This window comes from Streptomyces sp. NPDC005483, from assembly GCF_040606035.1.
Classification (GTDB): domain Bacteria; phylum Actinomycetota; class Actinomycetes; order Streptomycetales; family Streptomycetaceae; genus Streptomyces.
The window spans coordinates 40029-60336 of sequence record NZ_JBEXEA010000025.1; the positions used below are offsets into that span (position 1 = coordinate 40029).

Here is a 20308-nt window from a genome sequence, read left to right on the forward strand (position 1 = left end):
GAACCCGGGCCTTCACCTCATCCGGCGGCCGCGGCCACAGCCCGCTGACGGACTACGGCGTCACGCCGCCACCGGAACCTCCGTCGCCGCCCCGTTGACCGCCGGGGACAGCGCCAGCTCCAGGACCTGGCGGACGTCGGTGACGGCGTGGACGTCGAGCTTGTCCAGCACCTCCGCCGGGACGTCGTCCAGGTCGGCCTCGTTGCGCTTGGGGATGATCACGGTCGTCACCCCGGCGCGGTGCGCGGCGAGCAGCTTCTGCTTCACCCCGCCGATGGGCAGGACCCGGCCGGTCAGCGAGACCTCGCCGGTCATCGCCACGTCCGTACGGACCAGTCGGCCGGAGAGCAGCGAGGCCAGCGCCGTCGTCATGGTGACGCCCGCACTCGGGCCGTCCTTCGGGACCGCGCCCGCCGGGAAGTGGATGTGCACGCCCCGGTCCTTCAGGTCGCCGACCGGCAGTTCGAGCTCAGCGCCGTGCGAGCGGAGGAAGGACAGGGCGATCTGCGCACTCTCCTTCATCACGTCACCCAGCTGGCCGGTCAGCGTCAGACCCGCCGCGCCCGTCTCCGGGTCGGCCAGCGACGCCTCGACGAAGAGCACGTCCCCGCCCGCTCCGGTGACCGCGAGTCCGGTCGCGACACCGGGAACCGCCGTACGGCGCTCCGCCGGGTCCTGGGCCGACTCGGGCACGTGGTGCGGACGGCCGATCAGACCGCGCAGCTCCTCGTCCGTGACCGTGAACGGCAGTTCCCGCTCACCCAGTTCGTGCTGGGCCGCCACCTTGCGCAGCAGCCTCGCGACCGACCGCTCCAGGGTGCGGACGCCCGCCTCGCGCGTGTACTCACCGGCGAGCTTGCGCAGCGCGCTCTCGTCGATGACCACCTCGTCCTTGGCGAGCCCCGCCCGCTCCAGCTGGCGCGGGAGCAGGTGGTCACGGGCGATGACGATCTTCTCGTCCTCGGTGTAACCGTCCAGGCGGACCAGCTCCATACGGTCGAGCAGGGCCTCCGGGATCGCCTCCAGGACGTTCGCCGTCGCGAGGAACACCACGTCGGACAGGTCGAGTTCGACCTCCAGGTAGTGGTCGCGGAAGGTGTGGTTCTGTGCCGGGTCCAGGACCTCCAGGAGGGCGGCCGCGGGGTCGCCGCGGAAGTCGGAGCCCACCTTGTCGATCTCGTCGAGCAGGACGACCGGGTTCATCGAACCGGCCTCCTTGATCGCCCGTACGATCCGGCCGGGCAGCGCGCCGACGTACGTCCGCCGGTGACCGCGGATCTCCGCCTCGTCCCGGACACCGCCGAGGGCGACGCGGACGAACTTGCGGCCCATGGCGTGCGCGACGGACTCGCCCAGCGAGGTCTTGCCGACGCCGGGCGGGCCGACGAGGGCGAGCACGGCACCGCCGCGGCGGCCGCCGACGACCCCGAGTCCCCGGTCGTTACGGCGCTTGCGCACCGCCAGGTACTCGGTGATCCGCTCCTTCACGTCCTCCAGGCCCGCGTGCTCGGCGTCGAGGACCGCCTTGGCGCCCTGGATGTCGTACGCGTCCTCGGTCCGTTCGTTCCACGGCAGTTCGAGGACCGTGTCCAGCCAGGTGCGGATCCAGGAGCCCTCCGGGGACTGGTCGCTGGACCGCTCCAGCTTGTCGACCTCCTTGAGGGCCGCCTCGCGGACCTTCTCGGGCAGGTCGGCCGCCTCCACACGCGCGCGGTAGTCGTCGGACTCCTCGCCCTCCTGCTCGCCGTTGAGGTCGCGCAGCTCCTTGCGTACGGCTTCCAGCTGACGGCGGAGCAGGAACTCGCGCTGCTGCTTGTCGACGCCCTCCTGGACGTCCTTCGCGATGGTCTCGGCGACGTCCTGCTCGGCGAGGTGGTCGCGCAGTTGCTGGGTGGCGAGCTTGAGGCGGGTGACCGGGTCGGCGGTCTCCAGCAGTTCGACCTTCTGCTCGGTGGTCAGGAAGGGCGAGTAACCGGAGTTGTCGGCGAGGGCGGCCACGTCGTCGATGGCCTGCACCCGGTCCACGATCTGCCAGGCGCCGCGCTTGCGCAGCCAGGCGGTGGCAAGGGCCTTGTATTCCTTGACCAGTTCGGTGACGTGGCCAGGCAGCGGGTCGGGGACGGTCTGGTCGACCGTGGTCCCCTCGACCCACAGGGCGGCGCCCGGGCCAGTGGTCCCCGCACCGATCTTCACCCTGCCCCGGCCGCGGATGAGCGCGCCCGGGTCGCCGTCAGCCAGCCGGCCGACCTGCTCGACGGTGCCGAGCACACCGGTGCTCGCGTAGGTGCCGTCGATGCGTGGCACCAGGAGGACCTTCGGCTTTCCGGGTTCCGAGCGGGCGGCGGCCTGGGCGGCCTCCACCGCGGCGCGGACGTCGGCGTCGTTCAGGTCGAGCGGGACCACCATTCCGGGCAGCACGACCTCGTCGTCGAGCGGCAGCACAGGCAGAGTGAGCGGTGTGGACGTCGAAGCCATGATCTCCCCTTCGGCAGTCAAGTTGAGCTATGCCGACTCAATGCACATGCACCTTCGAATGTTCCCCACCCGACCGCCTGTTCGCTGTCGGCGATCACGGGTGCCGGAATCGCCGGTTCGGGCCCTATGGTCATCGAGTAATAGGCACATATCGCAAGAGACTATTACTGGGACGGGTGGGGGATGTCATGGGCGGAGTCGTACAGGCGTGGGTGACCGGCTGGGTCGTGTCCCGTGGGGCGGCGGCGCCCGAGCGGGAGCCGTGGGGGTTCACTGTCGACGTGGGGCAGGTCGCGCAGGTGTCGCGGCACGTCTTCGACGCGCTGGGCGACGACGTGGACGAGGCGGTCGTACGCAAGGTGGCGGGCGGGGTGACGGGGGCCGGGGTCTGGCTCAAGGTGTTCCAGGACCCGCAGGTGGCCGGGGGCTGGCTGGGCGAGGGCTGGTGGGTGGATCCCGAGCCGGGGTATCTGATGACGGTCCCGCTGACCGCGCACTCGGAACGTCCTGCCGCCCCCGGCGGATACCGGCTGCGCGCCTGGTCCGTGGGCGGCGTCACGCGCGTACTCGTCGCCGCGCCCGACGGTTCCCTCGCGGCCCGCGGCCAGGTCGCCCCGACCGGCGCCACCGCCGTCTTCGACCAGATCGAGACAGTGGCAGCTCATCGGCGCCGGGGCCTGGGCAGTGTCGTCATGCGCACCCTCGAGGCCGCGGCGGCGCGCACGGGGGCGCAGACCGGCGTGCTCGCGGGGACGCCGGCGGGCCGGGGGCTGTACGAGGCTCTGGGCTGGCATGTGGAAGCTCCGCTCACCAGTGCGAAGTTCGTGGGACCGGACGCCGGGTGACCGTCCGTCACCGCCCGCGGGAAACCCGGAGGCGGCCTGGGACGCTCTCTGTCATGCTGCGCCGGTGATCGCCCCGATACCTCCGGGGGCTCCCGCCGGTCGCACGGCGGACAACGCCCAGCGGACGCCGGGTCTTCCCGGCGGCCCGGAACCGCGCCAGGGGCGCGCCCCGGAGGCCGGCACGCTGGTGGCCGCGAGTCACGGCGTGGCGGTCAGCCGGTGGAACCCGCTGCCCGCGCCGACCGAGGACGAGGCACGCGCGGATCGGACGAAGGCGGAGCGGTGGGAGTCGGAGACAGGCGCGGTCCGTCACCGGGGCGGCTGCAGTCATGGGCCCCGCCGCCTGGACCGAAGCGGACCTCCGGCGCGGTCACACCGAGATCGCCCACCGAGTACCGCCGGTGGCCCGCGGCGCCCACGCGGACGGCCGGCACGACCAGCACCTCCACGCACGCGTGCGGGGCGACGACAACCGAGAAGACCAGGGGAACGAACCGACCATGACCACCACAGACACACCGCCCCTCCTCTCCGCCTACGACGACCAGATGCGCGGCGCTCCCCCCACCCCGCCCACCGGGGTGACGTACGAGCAGGACGGGCCGCTGTTGCGGATCGTCGGCCAGTTCCGCGGGTTGGTGAGCGGGCCGCGTGACCTTGGCGTGGAAGGCAAGGCCCTGGACGAACTGATCGCGCGGCAGCGTGACTTCTTCGCGGCGCGCGGCGAGGCCGTCGAGTGGAAGACCCGCTCCCACGACACCGCGGCCGACCTCACCGAACGTCTCCGCGCGGCCGGTTTCGTGCCCGAGGAGCAGGAGACGGTACTGGTCGGCCGGGCCGCCGAGATGGCCGTACGACAGGCCGCGCCGCCGGAGGGCGTCACCGTGCGCCGGGTCACGGCGGACGCCGACATGCGCCGGATCGCCGCCATGGAGTCGGCGGTGTGGGGCCAGGACTGGAGCTGGCTCGCCGACGATCTGATCGGCCGGGTCGCCACCGCGCCGGACGACATCGCGGTGTACGTCGCCGAGGCGGACGGCGACGTGGTGTGCGCCGCCTGGCTGGTGTTCCGCGCGGGCACGGAGTTCGCGAGCCTGTGGGGCGGTTCCACGCTCGCCGAGTGGCGGGGCAGGGGCATCTACCGTGCCCTGGTCGCCGTACGCGCCGCCCTCGCCGACTCCCGCGGCGTCACCTACCTGCACGTGGACGCCTCGGACGACAGCGCGCCCATCCTGCGCCGGCTCGGCATGCGCGCGGTGACCACGACCACGCCGTACGTCTGGACGCCCCCGGGCCTGTGACACCGCCACGCGAACGGGCCTGGTCGGACGAGAGCAACCGCCGGGCGCGGTGCCGGCGCCGTAGCAGCGGCCAGGTCGCGACACCGATCGTCAGGGCGATCGGATGGCCCCAGTCGGTCAGCGGGTCGGTGAACGCGATCAGGTCGGTCACCAGCACCCAGCCGAAGACGGCGAGCAACGGCCAGCGCAGCCACGGCCTGAGCAGTCCCGCCAGCGCGCCGAGGCTCGCGGCCACGCCGAAGCTGACGCCGTAGTCGAGGCGGTGCAGCGAGCTGGCGGGCAGATGCCCGGCCAGGACCGCGAGGCCGATGGGGACCTCCGTGGCGAGGGTCGCCCCGACATGGCCGAGCAGGAAGACACCGGCCGTGCGCACGCCGCCGATCCGACGCTCCAGCGCGGTGAGGACGAACAGCAGGGCGAGGGCGTACGGCGAGAGGATCCCGCCCGCGATCCACAAGGCGCTGGCCACCAGCACCAGCACGGGCGTCCGCACGAGGTGGGCGACATCGGTACTGGAGCCCTGGTGCAGGTCGTGCACGAGGGCCGGGTCCAGATGTGCGGCGACCAGCGAGACGGCGGCCAGGACGGCGCCGTAGACGAAGGTGAACGGCGTCCCGGTGGGGGTGGGGAGCAGCCGCTGGAGCCGGGGGACGCGAAAACGGGTGTCCGGAGCGGCCGTTGCCGGTGCCGCCACCGGTGGTCCGGCGGCACCCGTCTCGCTCCGTTCCCGCTGCCGGGGCATCCCGTCGAGCAGGGCTGTCACATCCGGAAAGCAGGCGTCCGAGGCAGGTGCTCGCGGTGCGGGCGCGTCGGAAGGGGCGGGGGGCCCGGTGCGTTCCAAGGTGAGCTGCTCCTTCCGTTCCGCCCCACCCTTCGCGCCCGACCCACCCGCTGTCTGTGACCGGCGCCACCCCGGCCCCGATTCACAGGGACTTCTCAAGGAGCCCCGGACCGCACGCCGTACCTGCCAGGATGGGCCGATGCCCACCTCGTACGACATTCCCGAAGTCCTGGACCGTCGCGAGGGCCCGTACGGAGAGGTGGTCCTGCGGCGCCACGGCGAGTTGCTCCAGATCATCGCCAACGGCTGCTTCCTGATGGACACCTCCGACGGACGTTCGGAGCGGATGCTCGTCGACGCGGCGCTCACAGCGCTCGACGACCGCCCCGCCCCGCACGTCCTCATCGGCGGGCTCGGCGTCGGCTTCTCGCTCGCACACGCGGCCGCGAACCCGCGTTGGGGCCGGATCACGGTCGTGGAGCGGGAGCCGGCGATCGTCGACTGGCACCGCACCGGCCCGCTCTCGGCGCTCTCGGCCGAGGCGCTCGCCGATCCCCGGACGAACATTCTGGAAACGGATCTAGTCGGATTCGTCAATGAGACATGCGCCACTTTCGACGCGCTGTGCCTCGACATCGACAACGGGCCCGACTGGACGGTCACGGACGGCAACCACGGCCTCTACGCGCGTACCGGACTCACAAGCTGCGCAAGGGTGTTGAAGCCGGGCGGGGTACTGGCCGTGTGGTCGGCCAAACCATCTGCGGAATTTGAGGGATCCCTAGCAAATGCCGGGTTCCAGCAGGTACGTACCGAGGAGATCCCCGTTGCCCGGGGAGTACCCGACGTCGTGCATCTCGGCGTCCGACCTGGATAGCAAAGGGGTGATGTCTCCCCGTACTCTGCTCCCCTACGCCGATCATTCAAGCGTCAATCGCAGTCATGCGCAGACAAGGAATCACCCCACATGGTTCCGGAAAGCACTCCCCAGGGGCGGGCGATGGAGCAGACACACACCTCCCACAACGGTTCGACGGCTACTCCGGGCGCTCAGCGCCGGGTCCTGGTCGTCGAGGACGATCCGACGATCGTCGACGCCATCGCGACCCGCCTGCGCGCCGAGGGATTCCTCGTGCAAACGGCGGTCGACGGTCCGTCGGCGGTCGACACGGCCGAGGCATGGCAGCCGGACCTGCTGATCCTCGACATCATGCTGCCCGGCTTCGACGGTCTGGAGGTCTGCCGCCGCGTGCAGGCCGCCCGTCCGGTGCCGGTGATGATGCTGACGGCCCGTGACGACGAGACCGACATGCTGGTCGGGCTCGGCGTCGGTGCCGACGACTACATGACCAAGCCCTTCTCGATGCGTGAGCTGGCCGCGCGCGTGCACGTCCTGTTGCGCCGTGTCGAGCGGGCAGCGCTGGCCGCCGCGACTCCCAGAAGCGGCATCCTGCGGCTCGGCGAGCTGGAGATCGACCACGCGCAGCGCCGGGTGCGGGTGCGGAGCGAGGACGTCCACCTCACTCCGACCGAGTTCGACCTGCTGGTGTGCCTGGCGAACACCCCGCGTGCGGTGCTCTCCCGTGAGCAGCTGCTGGCCGAGGTGTGGGACTGGGCGGACGCCTCCGGCACCCGGACCGTCGACAGCCACATCAAGGCGCTGCGCCGGAAGATCGGCGCCGAGCGGATCCGCACGGTGCACGGCGTGGGCTACGCCCTGGAGACGCCGACGCCATGAGCGAGGGTCCGGCCGGCCGGAGGGGCGCCAAGGAACCCTGGGGCGGAGTGAGCCCGTTCTCGATCAAGACCAAGCTGGGCGCGCTGGTCGTCATCGCGGTCCTCATCACCACCGGGCTGATGATGATCGCGATGCGCACAGCGACCGAGCTGCGCTTCATCACGGTCTTCTCGATGATCGCCACACTGCTGATTACGCAGTTCGTGGCGCATTCGCTCACCGCGCCCCTGGACGACATGAACGCGGTCGCCCGGTCCATCTCGCACGGCGACTACACCCGCCGGGTCCGCGAGAACCGCCGGGACGAGCTGGGCGACCTGGCCCAGACGATCAACCGCATGGCGGACGACCTGGAGGCCCAGGAACGCCAGCGCAAGGAACTTGTGGCAAATGTCTCCCACGAGCTGCGCACGCCCATCGCGGGCCTGCGCGCCGTGCTGGAGAACATCGTCGACGGGGTCACGCAAGCCGACCCCGAGACCATGCGCACCGCCCTCAAGCAGACCGAGCGGCTCGGCCGGCTGGTGGAGACGCTGCTGGACCTGTCCCGCCTCGACAACGGCGTCGTACCGCTGAAGAAGCGCCGTTTCGAGGTGTGGCCGTACCTGTCGGGTGTGCTGAAGGAGGCCAACATGGTCGCCACCGCGCGCGCGGGCATCGCGTCCGGGTCCGGCAGTCACACGCGCAACGACGTCCATCTGCACCTGGACGTGTCGCCGCCGGAGCTCACCGCGCACGCCGACCCGGAGCGCATCCACCAGGTCGTGGCCAATCTGATCGACAACGCGGTCAAGCACAGCCCGGCACACGGACGGGTGACGGTCAAGGCGCGGCGCGGGGCCCTGCCGGAGTCGCTGGAACTGGAGGTCCTCGACGAGGGCCCCGGCATTCCGCGCTCGGAGTGGCACCGCGTCTTCGAGCGGTTCAACCGCGGTCAGGTCATGCGGCCGCACGGCCCGGGCAGTGACGGCGGCACCGGGCTCGGCCTTGCGATCGCCCGCTGGGCGGTGGATCTGCACGGCGGCCGGATAGGAGTGGCCGAATCCGAGCGGGGATGCAGGATTCTTGTCACCCTTCCGGGACTTCCATCTCTGCCAAGTTGACGTAAAGTGCGAAGCGGAGCCACAAGATCCATCTCTGTCCGCGCTGACGGACACGTGTGATCAGGCAGAGGGCCGCGCCGCAGTCGCGCAGAGCCCCGCTCGGCGTTTCCCCCAGGCAGGTTCACCCACCGGAACCATGCTTGTTTCCCGCCATTTTCACCCCCGAAACCCGCTCTTTGATGTGACTTACACGACGATGGACGGGCCCGGCCTGACCTTCACCGTCTCGGGGGCGTAGCCTTTATTTCCGCTGTCCATCACCTTGTGAAGCGGAAGAGGGCGGTTGCCGCCGTGTCGCCACAGTCCCCCAGTAACTCCAGCATCTCGACCGACGCAGACCAAGCGGGCAAGAACCCCGCTGCCGCGTTCGGGCCGAACGAGTGGCTCGTCGACGAGATCTATCAGCAGTACCTCCAGGACCCGAATTCGGTAGACCGTGCCTGGTGGGACTTCTTCGCCGACTACAAGTCGGGGGCCGCCGCTCCGGCTGCGGCGGGTACCGCGGCCGCGGGGGCCGCGGAGACCACCACCGCCGCGTCCGCCGTCCCGGCGCCCAGCGCCCCGGCCCAGGCTCCTGCGCCGGCCCCGGCCGCTGCTCCGGCCGCCCAGCCCGCCGCCGCGGCTCCCGCCCCGGCCAAAGCCGCTGCTCCGGCTCAGGCCGCTCCGGCCGCCAAGCCCGCCGCTGCGAAGCCCGCCGCGAAGCCGGCGGCCGCGGGTGCCTCCGCGGAGGGCCCGGAGCTGGTGACCCTGCGCGGCCCGGCCGCCGCGGTCGCGAAGAACATGAACGCCTCCCTGGAGCTGCCCACGGCCACGTCCGTGCGCGCGGTCCCGGTGAAGCTGCTCTTCGACAACCGCATCGTCATCAACAACCACCTCAAGCGCGCCCGGGGCGGGAAGATCTCCTTCACCCACCTCATCGGGTACGCGATGGTGCAGGCCATCAAGGCCATGCCGTCGATGAACTGGCACTACGCGGAGAAGGACGGGAAGCCCACCCTCGTCAAGCCGCCGCACGTCAACTTCGGCCTCGCCATCGACCTGGTGAAGCCCAACGGCGACCGCCAGTTGGTCGTCGCGGGCATCAAGAAGGCCGAGACGCTGAACTTCTTCGAGTTCTGGCAGGCCTACGAGGACATCGTCCGCCGCGCCCGTGACGGCAAGCTGACGATGGACGACTTCTCGGGCGTCACGGTCTCCCTGACGAACCCGGGCGGCCTCGGCACCGTCCACTCGGTCCCGCGTCTGATGCCCGGCCAGTCGGTCATCATGGGCGTCGGCTCGATGGACTACCCGGCGGAGTTCCAGGGCACCAGCCAGGACACCCTGAACAAGCTCGGCATCTCGAAGGTCATGACGCTCACGTCGACCTACGACCACCGGGTGATCCAGGGCGCCGCCTCCGGCGAGTTCCTGCGCGTCGTCGCCAACTACCTCCTCGGCGAGAACGGCTTCTACGACGAGATCTTCGAGGCGCTGCGCATCCCCTACGAGCCGGTCCGCTGGCTCAAGGACATCGACGCCAGCCACGACGACGACGTCACCAAGGCCGCCCGCGTCTTCGAGCTGATCCACTCCTACCGGGTCCGCGGCCACGTCATGGCCGACACCGACCCGCTGGAGTACCGCCAGCGCAAGCACCCCGACCTGGACATCACCGAGCACGGCCTCACCCTGTGGGACCTGGAGCGGGAGTTCGCGGTCGGCGGCTTCGCCGGCAAGTCCCTGATGAAGCTGCGCGACATCCTCGGCGTGCTGCGCGACTCGTACTGCCGCACCACCGGTGTCGAGTTCATGCACATCCAGGACCCCAAGCAGCGCAGGTGGATCCAGGACCGCATCGAGCGCTCGCACACAAAGCCGGAGCGCGAGGAGCAGCTGCGCATCCTGCGCCGGCTGAACGCCGCGGAGGCCTTCGAGACCTTCCTGCAGACGAAGTACGTCGGCCAGAAGCGCTTCTCCCTGGAGGGCGGCGAGTCCGTCATCCCGCTGCTCGACGCGGTGCTGGACTCGGCCGCCGAGTCCCGCCTGGACGAGGTCGTCATCGGCATGGCCCACCGCGGCCGCCTGAACGTCCTGGCGAACATCGTCGGCAAGTCGTACGCCCAGATCTTCCGCGAGTTCGAGGGCAACCTCGACCCGAAGTCGATGCACGGCTCCGGCGACGTGAAGTACCACCTGGGCGCCGAGGGCACCTTCACCGGCCTGGACGGCGAGCAGATCAAGGTCTCGCTGGCCGCGAACCCCTCCCACCTGGAGACGGTCGACCCGGTCATCGAGGGCATCGTCCGCGCCAAGCAGGACATCATCAACAAGGGCGGCACAGACTTCACGGTCCTGCCGGTCGCCCTGCACGGTGACGCGGCCTTCGCGGGCCAGGGCGTGGTGGCCGAGACCCTGAACATGTCGCAGCTGCGGGGTTACCGCACCGGCGGCACGGTCCACATCGTCATCAACAACCAGGTCGGCTTCACGGCCGCCCCGGAGTCCTCCCGCTCGTCGATGTACGCGACGGACGTGGCGAGGATGATCGAGGCCCCGATCTTCCACGTGAACGGCGACGACCCGGAGGCCGTGGTCCGCGTCGCGCGGCTCGCCTTCGAGTTCCGCCAGGCGTTCAACAAGGACGTGGTGATCGACCTCATCTGCTACCGCCGCCGCGGTCACAACGAGTCGGACAACCCGGCCTTCACCCAGCCGCTGATGTACGACCTGATCGACAAGAAGCGCTCGGTGCGCAAGCTGTACACCGAGTCCCTCATCGGTCGCGGCGACATCACCCTGGAAGAGGCCGAGCAGGCTCTGCAGGACTACCAGGGCCAGCTGGAGAAGGTCTTCACCGAGGTCCGCGAGGCCGTCACGGCCCAGCCGGCCGCCGGTCCCGTCTCCGACCCGCAGGCCGAGTTCCCGGTCGCCGTGAACACCGCGATCTCCGCGGAGGTCGTGAAGCGGATCGCCGAGTCCCAGGTCAACATCCCCGACACCTTCCACGTCCACCCGCGTCTGCTGCCGCAGCTGCAGCGCCGGGCGTCGATGGTCGAGGACGGCACGATCGACTGGGGCATGGGCGAGACGCTGGCCGTCGGCTCCCTGCTCCTGGAGGGCACCCCGGTCCGGCTGTCCGGCCAGGACTCCCAGCGCGGCACCTTCGGCCAGCGCCACGCGGTCCTCATCGACCGTGAGACGGGTGAGGAGCACACCCCGCTCCAGTACCTCAACGATGACCAGGCCCGCTACAACGTCTACAACTCCCTGCTGTCCGAGTACGCGGTCATGGGCTTCGAGTACGGCTACTCGCTGGCCCGCCCCGACGCGCTCGTGCTGTGGGAGGCGCAGTTCGGCGACTTCGTCAACGGCGCGCAGACGATCGTCGACGAGTACATCTCGGCGGCGGAGCAGAAGTGGGGTCAGACGTCCGGCGTCACCCTGCTGCTCCCGCACGGCTACGAGGGACAGGGCCCGGACCACTCCTCGGCCCGCATCGAGCGCTTCCTCCAGCTGTGCGCACAGAACAACATGACGGTCGCGGCGCCCACCCTGCCGTCGAACTACTTCCACCTCCTGCGGTGGCAGGTGCACAACCCGCACCACAAGCCGCTGGTGGTCTTCACCCCGAAGTCGATGCTGCGCCTGAAGGCCGCCGCGTCGAAGACGGAGGAGTTCACGTCGGGTCAGTTCCGCCCGGTCATCGGCGACACGTCCGTGGACGCCGCCGCGGTGCGCAAGGTCGTCTTCGTGGCGGGCAAGCTGTACTACGACCTGGAGGCCGAGCGTCAGAAGCGCGGCATCACGGACACGGCGATCATCCGCATCGAGCGCCTGTACCCGCTCCCGGGCACCGAGCTCCAGGCGGAGATCGCCAAGTACCCGAACGCCGAGAAGTACCTGTGGGCCCAGGAGGAGCCGGCGAACCAGGGCGCGTGGCCCTTCATCGCCCTCAACCTGATCGACCACCTGGACCTGGCGGTCGGCGCGGACATCCCGCACGGCGAGCGCCTGCGGCGGATCTCCCGCCCGCACAGCTCCTCCCCGGCCGTCGGTTCCGCCAAGCGGCACCAGGCGGAGCAGGAGCAGCTGGTGCGTGAGGTGTTCGAGGCGTAACCCCTTACGCGGGCAGTATGTGACCGGGCCGCATCCCTCTTCGGAGGGGTGCGGCCCGGCCGTTTCGGCGCACTTATCCTTGACGGCATGTACTTCACCGACCGTGGCATCGAGGAACTGGAGAAGCGGCGCGGCGAGGAAGAGGTCACCTTCGAGTGGCTCGCCGAGCAGCTGCGGACGTTCGTCGATCTCAATCCCGACTTCGAGGTGCCGGTGGAGCGGCTGGCCACGTGGCTGGCCCGGTTGGACGACGAGGACGACGAGTAGGGCCCGCTTTCGGGTGCGCCCTTCGTATGTGCGCCACCGTGTTCAGTCGCGCGGGTGCGTCAGGCCGTACGACAACCCGAGCACGCCGTGCGCCAGCAACAGCGCCCCCGCCGCCAGCCAGCCGCCGCTACGGTGTCGCAGGCCCCAGGCGGCCAGAGGGAGACCCGCCACCATCTGAGCCAGGGCCAGGGCCAGGGCCTGGGCCTTCAGGTCGGGGCGCTCCTTCGGGTGCGCCCTTCGTGTGTGCGCCACCGTGTTCAGTCGCGCGGGTGCGTCAGGCCGTACGACAACCCGAACGCGCCGTGCGCCAGCAACAGCGCCCCCGCCGCCAGCCAGCCGCCACTACGGTGTCGCAGGCCCCAGGCGGCCAGAGGGAGACCCGCCACCATCTGAGCCAGGGCCAGGGCCAGGGCCTGGGCCTTCAGGTCGGGGCGCTCCTTCGGGTGCGCCCTTCGTGTGTGCGCCACCGTGTTCAGTCGCGCGGGTGCGTCAGGCCGTACGACAACCCGAGCGCGCCGTGCGCCAGCAACAGCGCCCCCGCCGCCAGCCAGCCGCCGCTACGGTGTCGCAGGCCCCAGGCGGCCAGAGGGAGACCCGCCACCATCTGAGCCAGGGCGAGGGCGTGGGCCTTCGGGTCGCCGGACCAGGGGAGCCAGGGCGTGAGGCGGCGGCCCGCGGCCACTTCGGGTTCGCCGCGAACCGTTTCCTGCCGGCCCTCCCCCTCGACCGGGCGGGCGTCCGGCCGGTCCCGGGCCGCCTCGCGGAGGCGGTCGGTCGGTTCGCCGGGAGCGAGGCCGGCAGGGAGGTCCAGGCCCACGCGCGTGAGGACCGCGACCAGGCCGCGCAGTCGGGCGCGGGCGTCGGAGGCGGGGTCCGGTTTCGTGAGGCGGTCGAGGGACTGGACGTCCAGGACCGGGTCGAGGGCCAGGCGGGCCGCGAAGGTGCGCATGGCCTCGTCCTCGCCGGCCGGGGTGCCGTTGGTGAGCCAGATGTAGCCGACGGGGCGGCGGAAGCCGGAGGCGAGGGTGTAGCCGGCGCGGTCGGCGTCCCACCACAGGGCGAGGACGGGCCAGGGAGCGCCGACGGCCAGGGCGGTGGCCCAGCCGGTCATGACACGGTCGACCGGCTCCTCACCATGCAGCCACGGCCTGCCCTCCGGCACGAGGACGCTCCAGCCCTCCCCCGCGCGCGTGAGCAGCATCCGCTCGCGCAGCAGCTGGGCGGCAGGAGCGACGGAGTCCGGCGCGGCCCGGCAGAGCAGCAGGGCACCGGGGGCGGGACCGGTGCGACCGGTACGGGAGGTGGCTTCCGTCGACATGCTCACACGCTAGGGCGATATGCGGTGATTAGTCATATTCGCAGCATTGAAGGTCCCCAGAAAGAGTGTCTTGACTTTCGACCACCACGATATATCGTGAATTGCAAGAGACGCGATATGGCGCGTCACTACGGGGAGGTCCGCACCGTGCCCAAGTCCGAGTGGTTCGTCGCCGAGCCCAATAAGCTCGAGTTCGACGTCCCTGTGCACGATCTGCACGTCCGCATCGTCAACGGAACAGTCAACGTCGTGGGCATCGACGAGAGTTCCACCCGCCTGGAGGTCTCCGAGGTCGAGGGCCCGCCCCTCGTCGTCACCCTGGAGGGCAACACCCTCACGGTGGCCTACGAGGACCTGCCCTGGAAGGGCTTCCTCAAGTGGCTCGACCGCAAGGGCTGGCGGCGCAGCGCGGTCGTCTCGCTGGCCGTGCCGGCGGACACCCGCGTCGAGGTGGGTGTGGTCAGCGCCGCGGCCGTCGTGTCGGGGGTGCGCGGCCCGTCCGTGGTGAAGGGCGTCAACGGCGACACGACTCTCGTCGGCCTCTCCGGCCCCGTCCGCGCCGACACCGTCTCGGGGAACCTGGAGGCCCAGGCCGTCACCGGCGATCTGCGCTTCAACTCGGTCTCCGGGGACCTCACCGTCGTGGAGGGCTCCGGCCCCTCCGTGCGGGCCGACTCGGTCAGCGGCTCGATGATCGTCGACCTCGATCCGGAGGGCCCCACCGACGTCCGGCTGACCAGTGTCTCGGGTGAGATCGCCATCCGGCTCCCCCAGCCCGCCGACGCGGAGGTGGAGGCCAACACCGCGAGCGGGACGATCTCCAACGCCTTCGACGGCCTGCGCGTGCAAGGCCAGTGGGGCGCTCACAAGGTCACGGGCCGCCTCGGGGCAGGCACCGGCAAGCTCCGCGCGACCACCGTCTCCGGCTCCATCGCCCTTCTGCGCCGCCCACCCCGGGAGGACGAGGAGGAGCCATGGGAGACGGATCCCCTCGCGAAGGACGGTGACACGGGCGCCGGACAGGCCGACACCGCCGACCCGGTGGACGGTGGGCGCGGCGCCTCGGGGGACAATTCCCCTTCCGGCCCGGCCGACGGCCCCCACCCCGCGGACGACCCCACGGACGATCCGACCCGCGGCCCGGCCGACGGCACGACCGACAAGAAGGTGCTCTGACATGCCCCCCGTCTTCGCCCACGGCCGCCTCCGTCTCTATCTGCTGAAGCTGCTGGACGAGGCCCCGCGCCACGGCTACGAGGTGATCCGGCTCCTCGAGGAGCGCTTCCAGGGCCTGTACGCCCCCTCCGCGGGCACCGTCTATCCCCGGCTGGCCAAGCTGGAGGCGGAGGGCCTGGTCACCCACACCTCCGAGGGCGGCCGCAAGGTGTACGCCATCACGGACGCGGGCCGCGCCGAACTGGCCGACCGCAGCGGTGAACTGGCCGACCTGGAGCTGGAGATCCGCGAGTCGGTCGCCGAGCTCGCCGCCGAGATCCGGGCCGATGTGCGGGGTGCCGCGGGTGATCTGCGGCGCGAGGTGCGGGCGGCCGCCACCGAGGCCCGCCGGGGCTCCGGCAGCGGCCCCAAGGCCACCGGCGGCGAACACGAGGGCCCCTTCGGGGACTTCACGGAGTACGCCGACAAGGAGGCGTGGCGCGCCGCCAGGGAGGAGATGCGCCGCGTCAAGCAGGAGTGGAAGGAGCAGGCCCGGCGCGCCAAGGACGAGAGCCGCCGCGCCCGCGAGGAGGCCCAGCGGGCCCGCCGCCAGGCCAAGGAGGCCCAGGACCGGGCCCGGGAGCAGGCGCAGGAGGAGGTGCAGCGGATCGCCCGGCGGGTGCAGGAGCAGGTGCAGGACCACTTCGCGCGCGGCGACTGGCCTACCGGGGTGCGCGAGGGGCTCACCGAACTGGCCAAGGAGTTCGGCGAGTTCGGGAAGGACTACGGCAAGGAGTTCGGGAAGGACTTCGGCTTCGGCCGGGGCGGTGCGAGGTCCGAGAAGGCCGAGGGGACGCCGCCCGGTCCTCAGTACTCCCACACCCCGGAGGACTTCCCCGCCGACTACGAGCCCTCGTGGGCCCACGAGGACCCCACCGGGGACCCGGCCCGCGATCTGGACCGTCTGCTCGACCGTTTCCGCGACGACATCCGTGACGCGGCCCGCGACCACGGCATCACGGCGGACCAGTTCCGGGACGCCCGCCGCCATCTGTCGACGGCGGCGGCGCACATAGGGGCACTCCTGCGAGCACCGAAGGTGTGAACCGGCGGCCGGGGTGCCGCCGTCGGAGACGGCGGCACCCCCGCGCACTCAGCCGGCCTTCGCCTCTCCCCCGCCGTAGAGGACGCGCACGACCGACTCGTAGGTCACCCCGTGATCGGCGAGAACCTCCCCGGCCACCCCCGGCCTGACCGTCAGGGCCAGCAGGAGGTGCTCGTCACCGATATGACGGTCCCGTCGGGCCACGGCGATCCGAAGGGCCTTTTCCAAGATCTCCCTGGCTCCCCGCCCGAAGGAGCGCCGCCCGGACCGCCACCCCTTGCCCTTCCGGTCGCCGGACATCGCTCCGACCCCGTGCACCCCCTCCACCCGGGAGACGATCTCCGAGACGTCGATCCCGAGCCCGGTCAGTGCCTCGGCGTCCGCCTGGGACAGCCCGGCCCGCCGCCGCGCCTCACCCAGCGCCTCCCGTACGGCGTCCCCGCGCTCGGCGAGCCCGAGAGCGGCCAGGGCGAAGGAGGCCCGACCGGCCTCCCGGTCCAGCAGGGCGAGCAGCAGGTGCTCGGCGTCCACAGCCCCCGCCCCCACCTGCTCGGCGTGTTCGACCGCGCCCATGACCACCGCGCGGGCGTCCTTCGTGAACCGCTCGAACATCAATGCCTCCCGTACTTCTTGTGCACGGCCTGCCTGCTCACTCCGAGTTCCGCGGCGATCTCCTGCCACGACCAGCCCTGATTGCGCGCACTGCGCACCTGCACCGACTCCAGCTGCTCCAGCAGCCTGCGCAGTGCGGCGACGGCACGCAGTCCGACCCGGGGATCGCGATCACCGGCGCGCTCGGCGAGATCTGTTGCTTCGGTCATGATGTCAACCTACGTTGACATCACCCATCCGTCAATCGCAGTTGACAAACGTCAGCGGCCGATCCGCATCCGGACCGGCCGCTGAAGAGAAGGAAAGGAAGGGATCAGCCGTTGGTGAGCACGATCTTCCCGAACAGCTCACCGGACTCCACCCGCTGGAAGCCCTCACGGGCACGGTCCATGGGCAGCACCTCGTCGATGACGGGCCGCACACCCGTGGCCGCGCAGAACGAGAGCAGGTCCTCCAGCTCGTCCTTGGTGCCCATGGTCGAGCCGACGACCTTGAGCTCCAGGAAGAAGATCCGGGTCAGTTCGGCGTGCGAAGGGCGGTCACCGCTCGTGGCACCGGAGATGACCAGCGTGCCGCCGGGCTTGAGCGACTTCACGGAGTGCGACCATGTGGCCGCACCCACCGTCTCGATGACGGCGTCCACCCGCTGCGGCAGCCGCGCACCCGACTCCAGCGCCTCCACGGCCCCGAGCTCCAGGGCGCGCTTCCGCTTGGCCTCGTCCCGGCTCGTGGCGAAGACCCGCAGCCCCGCGGCCTTCCCGAGCACGATCGCGGCCGTGGCGACACCGCCGCCCGCGCCCTGCACCAGCACGGAGTCACCGGGCCGGACCCCGGCATTGGTGAACAGCATCCGGTACGCCGTCAGCCAGGCCGTGGGCAGGCAGGCGGCCTCCGCGAAGGACAGCTCCTTCGGCTTGGGCAGCACGTTCCAGGTCGGCACGGCCACCTGCTCGGCGAACGTCCCCTGGTAGCGCTCGGTGAGGATGGACCGCGGCTCCTTGGGACCGACCCCGTGCCCGCTCTGCCCGATGACGGAGTGCAGGACGACCTCGTTGCCGTCCTCGTCGACACCGGCGGCGTCACAGCCGAGGATCATCGGGAGCTTGTCCTCTGCGAGGCCTACGCCGCGCAGGGACCAGAGGTCATGGTGATTGAGGGAAGCGGCCTTGACGTCGACGACGCTCCAACCCGGGCGGGCTTCGGGGGCCGGGCGCTCCCCCGACTCCAGTCCCGAGAGCGGGTTGTCGCGGTCGATTCGGGCGGCGTAGACAGCGAACATGACCTTGACGATAGGGTCCGCCGACGGCGCGGGGAACAGGACCGCGTTGTGACACACGCCCTCTTGCGGATCGGGGCGCCTATGGGGGTGCCGGGTAGGGGTTGTCAGGCGGGTGCGGGCAGCTGCGCCGGGCTGGGACAGGGCGCCTCATGGGGGTGCCGGGTAGGGGTTGTCAGGCGGGTGCGGGCAGCTGCGCCGGGCTGGGACAGGGCGCCTCATGGGGGTGCCGGGTGGAGGGGTACGTCAGGCGGCCGCGGGCCGGTGGGGGCTGGTCGCGCAGTTCCCGACGCCCCTGGGGGGGTGCAGTGACCTGCGCCAGGACAGGCCGTTCGCTACCCTCGCGCGCCAGGACGGGCCGTTTGTCACCCCGCGCGCCACGGCGGTCCGTTCGCCGGACCGTGCGTCGGGACGGACCGTTGGCCGCGTACGGCGGGAAGGTGACGGGGTGGGGGGTGTCCGCCCGCAGCGGCCGGCGTCCGGCACCGAGCACAGCTCAAGCAACCGAGCCGCCGGACCGAGGACGGATACCCCCACCCCGGCCCCGACCCACAACACACCCGCACGCGCTACACCCGCCCCCACCGGGCCCACAGCTGCGCCGCAGGCATCCAGGGGCGCGGGGAACTGCGCAAAAACGCCCGCCCCCACCGGCCCGCAGACACACGACAACACAAGCCTGCCCAGCCCAACGCAGGCCGGCGCAGGCATCAACGCCCCCCAGCGAACCCGCAGGCAACCCGATCAGCTGACCCCCCGGGCAAAGAAACGGCCCCGCCCGGAAACCCACCCGGACAGGACCGCCTCAGCCAGGCACGACTCAGCGGCGAGCAACACCCTCCGCCCGAGCCGCCGCGGCAACCGCCGCCGTGACCGCCGGAGCCACCCGCTCGTCGAACGGGGATGGGATCACGTAGTCGGCCGCCAGATCGTCACCGACCACCGCCGCCAACGCCTCGGCCGCCGCGATCTTCATGCCCTCCGTGATCCGCGAGGCCCGCACCTGCAGCGCCCCCGCGAAGATCCCCGGAAACGCCAGCACGTTGTTGATCTGGTTCGGGAAGTCGGACCGCCCGGTGGCCACCACGGCCGCGTACTTGTGCGCCACATCGGGGTGCACCTCGGGGTCCGGGTTGGCCATCGCGAACACGAAGGCGCCCTTCGCCATGGAGGCGACCGCGGACTCCGCGACCGTACCGCCGGACACGCCGATGAAGACGTCCGCGCCCGCCAGCGCGTCCTCCAGCGACCCGGTCAGACCGGCTTTGTTCGTGAAGCCGGCCACCTCCCGCTTCACGGACGTGAGGTCGTCCCGGTCGGCGGACACGACACCCTTGCGGTCGGCGACGGCGACGTCCCCGATGCCCGCCTCGACGAGCATCTTGGCGATGGCCACGCCCGCGGCGCCCGCACCGGAGATCACCGCACGAAGATCTCCGATGGACCGCCCGCTGAGACGCGCGGCGTTGCGCAGGGCGGCCAGCGTCACGACCGCGGTCCCGTGCTGGTCGTCGTGGAACACGGGGATGTCGAGCCGCTCCTGGAGCCGCCGCTCGATCTCGAAGCACCGGGGAGCCGAGATGTCCTCGAGGTTCACGCCGCCGAAGGACGGGGCGAGACGGACCACGGTCTCGATGATCTCGTCGACGTCGGTGCAGGCCAGCGCGAGCGGAACCGCGTCCACCCCGCCGAACTGCTTGAACAGGATCGCCTTGCCCTCCATCACCGGGAGGGAGGCCTCGGGCCCGATGTCACCGAGCCCCAGGACGGCCGTACCGTCCGTCACGACGGCGACGACCGAGGACTTCCACGTGTAGTCGTGGACGAGGTCCGGCTGCTCGGCGATGGCGCTGCACACCTTCGCCACGCCGGGCGTGTACGCGAGGGACAGGTCGTCCTTGTCGCGGATCGGCACGGTGGCCTGCACAGCCATCTTGCCGCCGCGGTGCAGCGCGAACGCGGGGTCGAAGGAATCGAGGGGCTCCGCCCCTCCGTCCTGTCCCGTATTGCTGTCGCTGCGAGGATTGACGATCTCCGCTGCCACTTTGTCTTACCCCTTAGGTCTTCATGTTTTGAGGGTGGCCACTCCTGGTTGAGAAGTGGGCGGGCACCGCGTACGGCCCTGGTCACTGATGCGTACGGGCCGGTACGCGACGGGCGCGCCGCACACGCGCCCTGAGCCCCGGATGAGGGGTGTAAAGAACCTTCTTACCGGACGACCGGCTTCGGGGACG

At 71.0% G+C, this 20308-nt stretch carries 18 protein-coding genes; 9 read left to right on the forward strand and 9 right to left on the reverse strand.

The window, feature by feature from the left end:
* Nucleotides 1-60 precede the first annotated feature (60 nt).
* Nucleotides 61-2475, reverse strand: a complete 2415-nt coding sequence (gene lon / locus ABZT06_RS36050; protein ID WP_355750938.1) for an endopeptidase La — start codon at nucleotides 2473-2475, stop codon at nucleotides 61-63.
* 188 nt (nucleotides 2476-2663) lie between these two features.
* Here lon and ABZT06_RS36055 point away from each other — a divergent pair, with 188 nt between their 5' ends.
* Together ABZT06_RS36055 and ABZT06_RS36060 are read left to right on the forward strand one after the other, a co-directional pair.
* On the forward strand, nucleotides 2664-3320 hold the full coding sequence (locus tag ABZT06_RS36055; RefSeq protein ID WP_355750941.1) for a GNAT family N-acetyltransferase: 657 nt from the start codon (nucleotides 2664-2666) through the stop codon (nucleotides 3318-3320).
* 500 nt (nucleotides 3321-3820) lie between these two features.
* Nucleotides 3821-4621 carry a GNAT family N-acetyltransferase gene (locus tag ABZT06_RS36060; protein ID WP_355750944.1) on the forward strand — a complete coding sequence of 267 codons (801 nt, stop codon included), beginning with the start codon at nucleotides 3821-3823 and terminating at the stop codon, nucleotides 4619-4621.
* Here ABZT06_RS36060 and ABZT06_RS36065 read toward each other — a convergent pair.
* Nucleotides 4509-5462, reverse strand: coding sequence for a rhomboid-like protein (locus ABZT06_RS36065; RefSeq protein WP_355750946.1), 954 nt, complete (start codon nucleotides 5460-5462; stop codon nucleotides 4509-4511). The genes ABZT06_RS36060 and ABZT06_RS36065 overlap by 113 nt on opposite strands.
* 139 nt (nucleotides 5463-5601) lie before the next feature.
* On the opposite strand from ABZT06_RS36065, the gene ABZT06_RS36070 reads away from it, so the two are divergent.
* From ABZT06_RS36070 to ABZT06_RS36090, 5 genes are all read left to right on the forward strand, one after another.
* Entirely contained in the window at nucleotides 5602-6279 is a 678-nt protein-coding gene (locus tag ABZT06_RS36070; RefSeq protein ID WP_355750950.1) for a spermidine synthase, read from the forward strand.
* Nucleotides 6280-6402: 123 nt separating this feature from the next.
* Entirely contained in the window at nucleotides 6403-7140 is a 738-nt protein-coding gene (locus ABZT06_RS36075) for a response regulator transcription factor (protein ID WP_031038660.1), read from the forward strand.
* A complete protein-coding gene (locus tag ABZT06_RS36080) occupies nucleotides 7137-8243 on the forward strand; it encodes an ATP-binding protein (protein ID WP_355750953.1) in 1107 nt (368 codons plus the stop codon). Before ABZT06_RS36075 ends, ABZT06_RS36080 begins: the two co-directional genes overlap by 4 nt.
* Before the next feature lie 291 nt (nucleotides 8244-8534).
* Nucleotides 8535-12341 (forward strand): multifunctional oxoglutarate decarboxylase/oxoglutarate dehydrogenase thiamine pyrophosphate-binding subunit/dihydrolipoyllysine-residue succinyltransferase subunit, encoded by a 3807-nt coding sequence (locus tag ABZT06_RS36085; RefSeq protein ID WP_355750955.1) that lies wholly within the window; start codon nucleotides 8535-8537, stop codon nucleotides 12339-12341.
* Between the two features lie 87 nt (nucleotides 12342-12428).
* Nucleotides 12429-12608 carry a DUF6104 family protein gene (locus tag ABZT06_RS36090; protein WP_003992906.1) on the forward strand — a complete coding sequence of 60 codons (180 nt, stop codon included), beginning with the start codon at nucleotides 12429-12431 and terminating at the stop codon, nucleotides 12606-12608.
* A 42-nt stretch (nucleotides 12609-12650) separates the two neighbouring features.
* On the opposite strand, the gene ABZT06_RS36095 is transcribed toward ABZT06_RS36090, so the two are convergent.
* From ABZT06_RS36095 to ABZT06_RS36105, 3 genes are read right to left on the reverse strand one after another with little or no spacing between them, the layout of a single operon-like run.
* Nucleotides 12651-12860, reverse strand: a complete 210-nt coding sequence (locus tag ABZT06_RS36095; RefSeq protein WP_355751164.1) for a hypothetical protein — start codon at nucleotides 12858-12860, stop codon at nucleotides 12651-12653.
* 5 nt (nucleotides 12861-12865) lie between these two features.
* Nucleotides 12866-13075 (reverse strand): hypothetical protein, encoded by a 210-nt coding sequence (locus ABZT06_RS36100; RefSeq protein WP_355751167.1) that lies wholly within the window; start codon nucleotides 13073-13075, stop codon nucleotides 12866-12868.
* A gap of 5 nt (nucleotides 13076-13080) precedes the next feature.
* Nucleotides 13081-13926, reverse strand: coding sequence for a hypothetical protein (locus tag ABZT06_RS36105; protein ID WP_355750960.1), 846 nt, complete (start codon nucleotides 13924-13926; stop codon nucleotides 13081-13083).
* A 117-nt stretch (nucleotides 13927-14043) separates the two neighbouring features.
* Between ABZT06_RS36105 and ABZT06_RS36110 the strand changes: the two genes are divergently transcribed.
* Both ABZT06_RS36110 and ABZT06_RS36115 read left to right on the forward strand, forming a co-directional pair.
* A complete protein-coding gene (locus ABZT06_RS36110; RefSeq protein WP_355750963.1) occupies nucleotides 14044-15102 on the forward strand; it encodes a DUF4097 family beta strand repeat-containing protein in 1059 nt (352 codons plus the stop codon).
* A 1-nt stretch (nucleotide 15103) separates the two neighbouring features.
* Nucleotides 15104-16186, forward strand: a complete 1083-nt coding sequence (locus tag ABZT06_RS36115) for a helix-turn-helix transcriptional regulator (RefSeq protein ID WP_355750966.1) — start codon at nucleotides 15104-15106, stop codon at nucleotides 16184-16186.
* 48 nt (nucleotides 16187-16234) lie between these two features.
* Here ABZT06_RS36115 and ABZT06_RS36120 read toward each other — a convergent pair whose 3' ends face one another.
* The 4 genes from ABZT06_RS36120 to ABZT06_RS36135 form a co-directional block, all read right to left on the reverse strand.
* Nucleotides 16235-16798, reverse strand: coding sequence for a Clp protease N-terminal domain-containing protein (locus ABZT06_RS36120; protein ID WP_355750969.1), 564 nt, complete (start codon nucleotides 16796-16798; stop codon nucleotides 16235-16237).
* On the reverse strand, nucleotides 16798-17007 hold the full coding sequence (locus ABZT06_RS36125; protein WP_007384656.1) for an HTH domain-containing protein: 210 nt from the start codon (nucleotides 17005-17007) through the stop codon (nucleotides 16798-16800). The genes ABZT06_RS36120 and ABZT06_RS36125 overlap by 1 nt, the downstream gene beginning before the upstream one ends.
* Before the next feature lie 104 nt (nucleotides 17008-17111).
* Nucleotides 17112-18077, reverse strand: coding sequence for a zinc-binding dehydrogenase (locus ABZT06_RS36130; protein WP_355750973.1), 966 nt, complete (start codon nucleotides 18075-18077; stop codon nucleotides 17112-17114).
* A gap of 817 nt (nucleotides 18078-18894) precedes the next feature.
* Nucleotides 18895-20118 carry an NADP-dependent malic enzyme gene (locus ABZT06_RS36135; RefSeq protein ID WP_355750975.1) on the reverse strand — a complete coding sequence of 408 codons (1224 nt, stop codon included), beginning with the start codon at nucleotides 20116-20118 and terminating at the stop codon, nucleotides 18895-18897.
* Nucleotides 20119-20308: the final 190 nt, after the last annotated feature.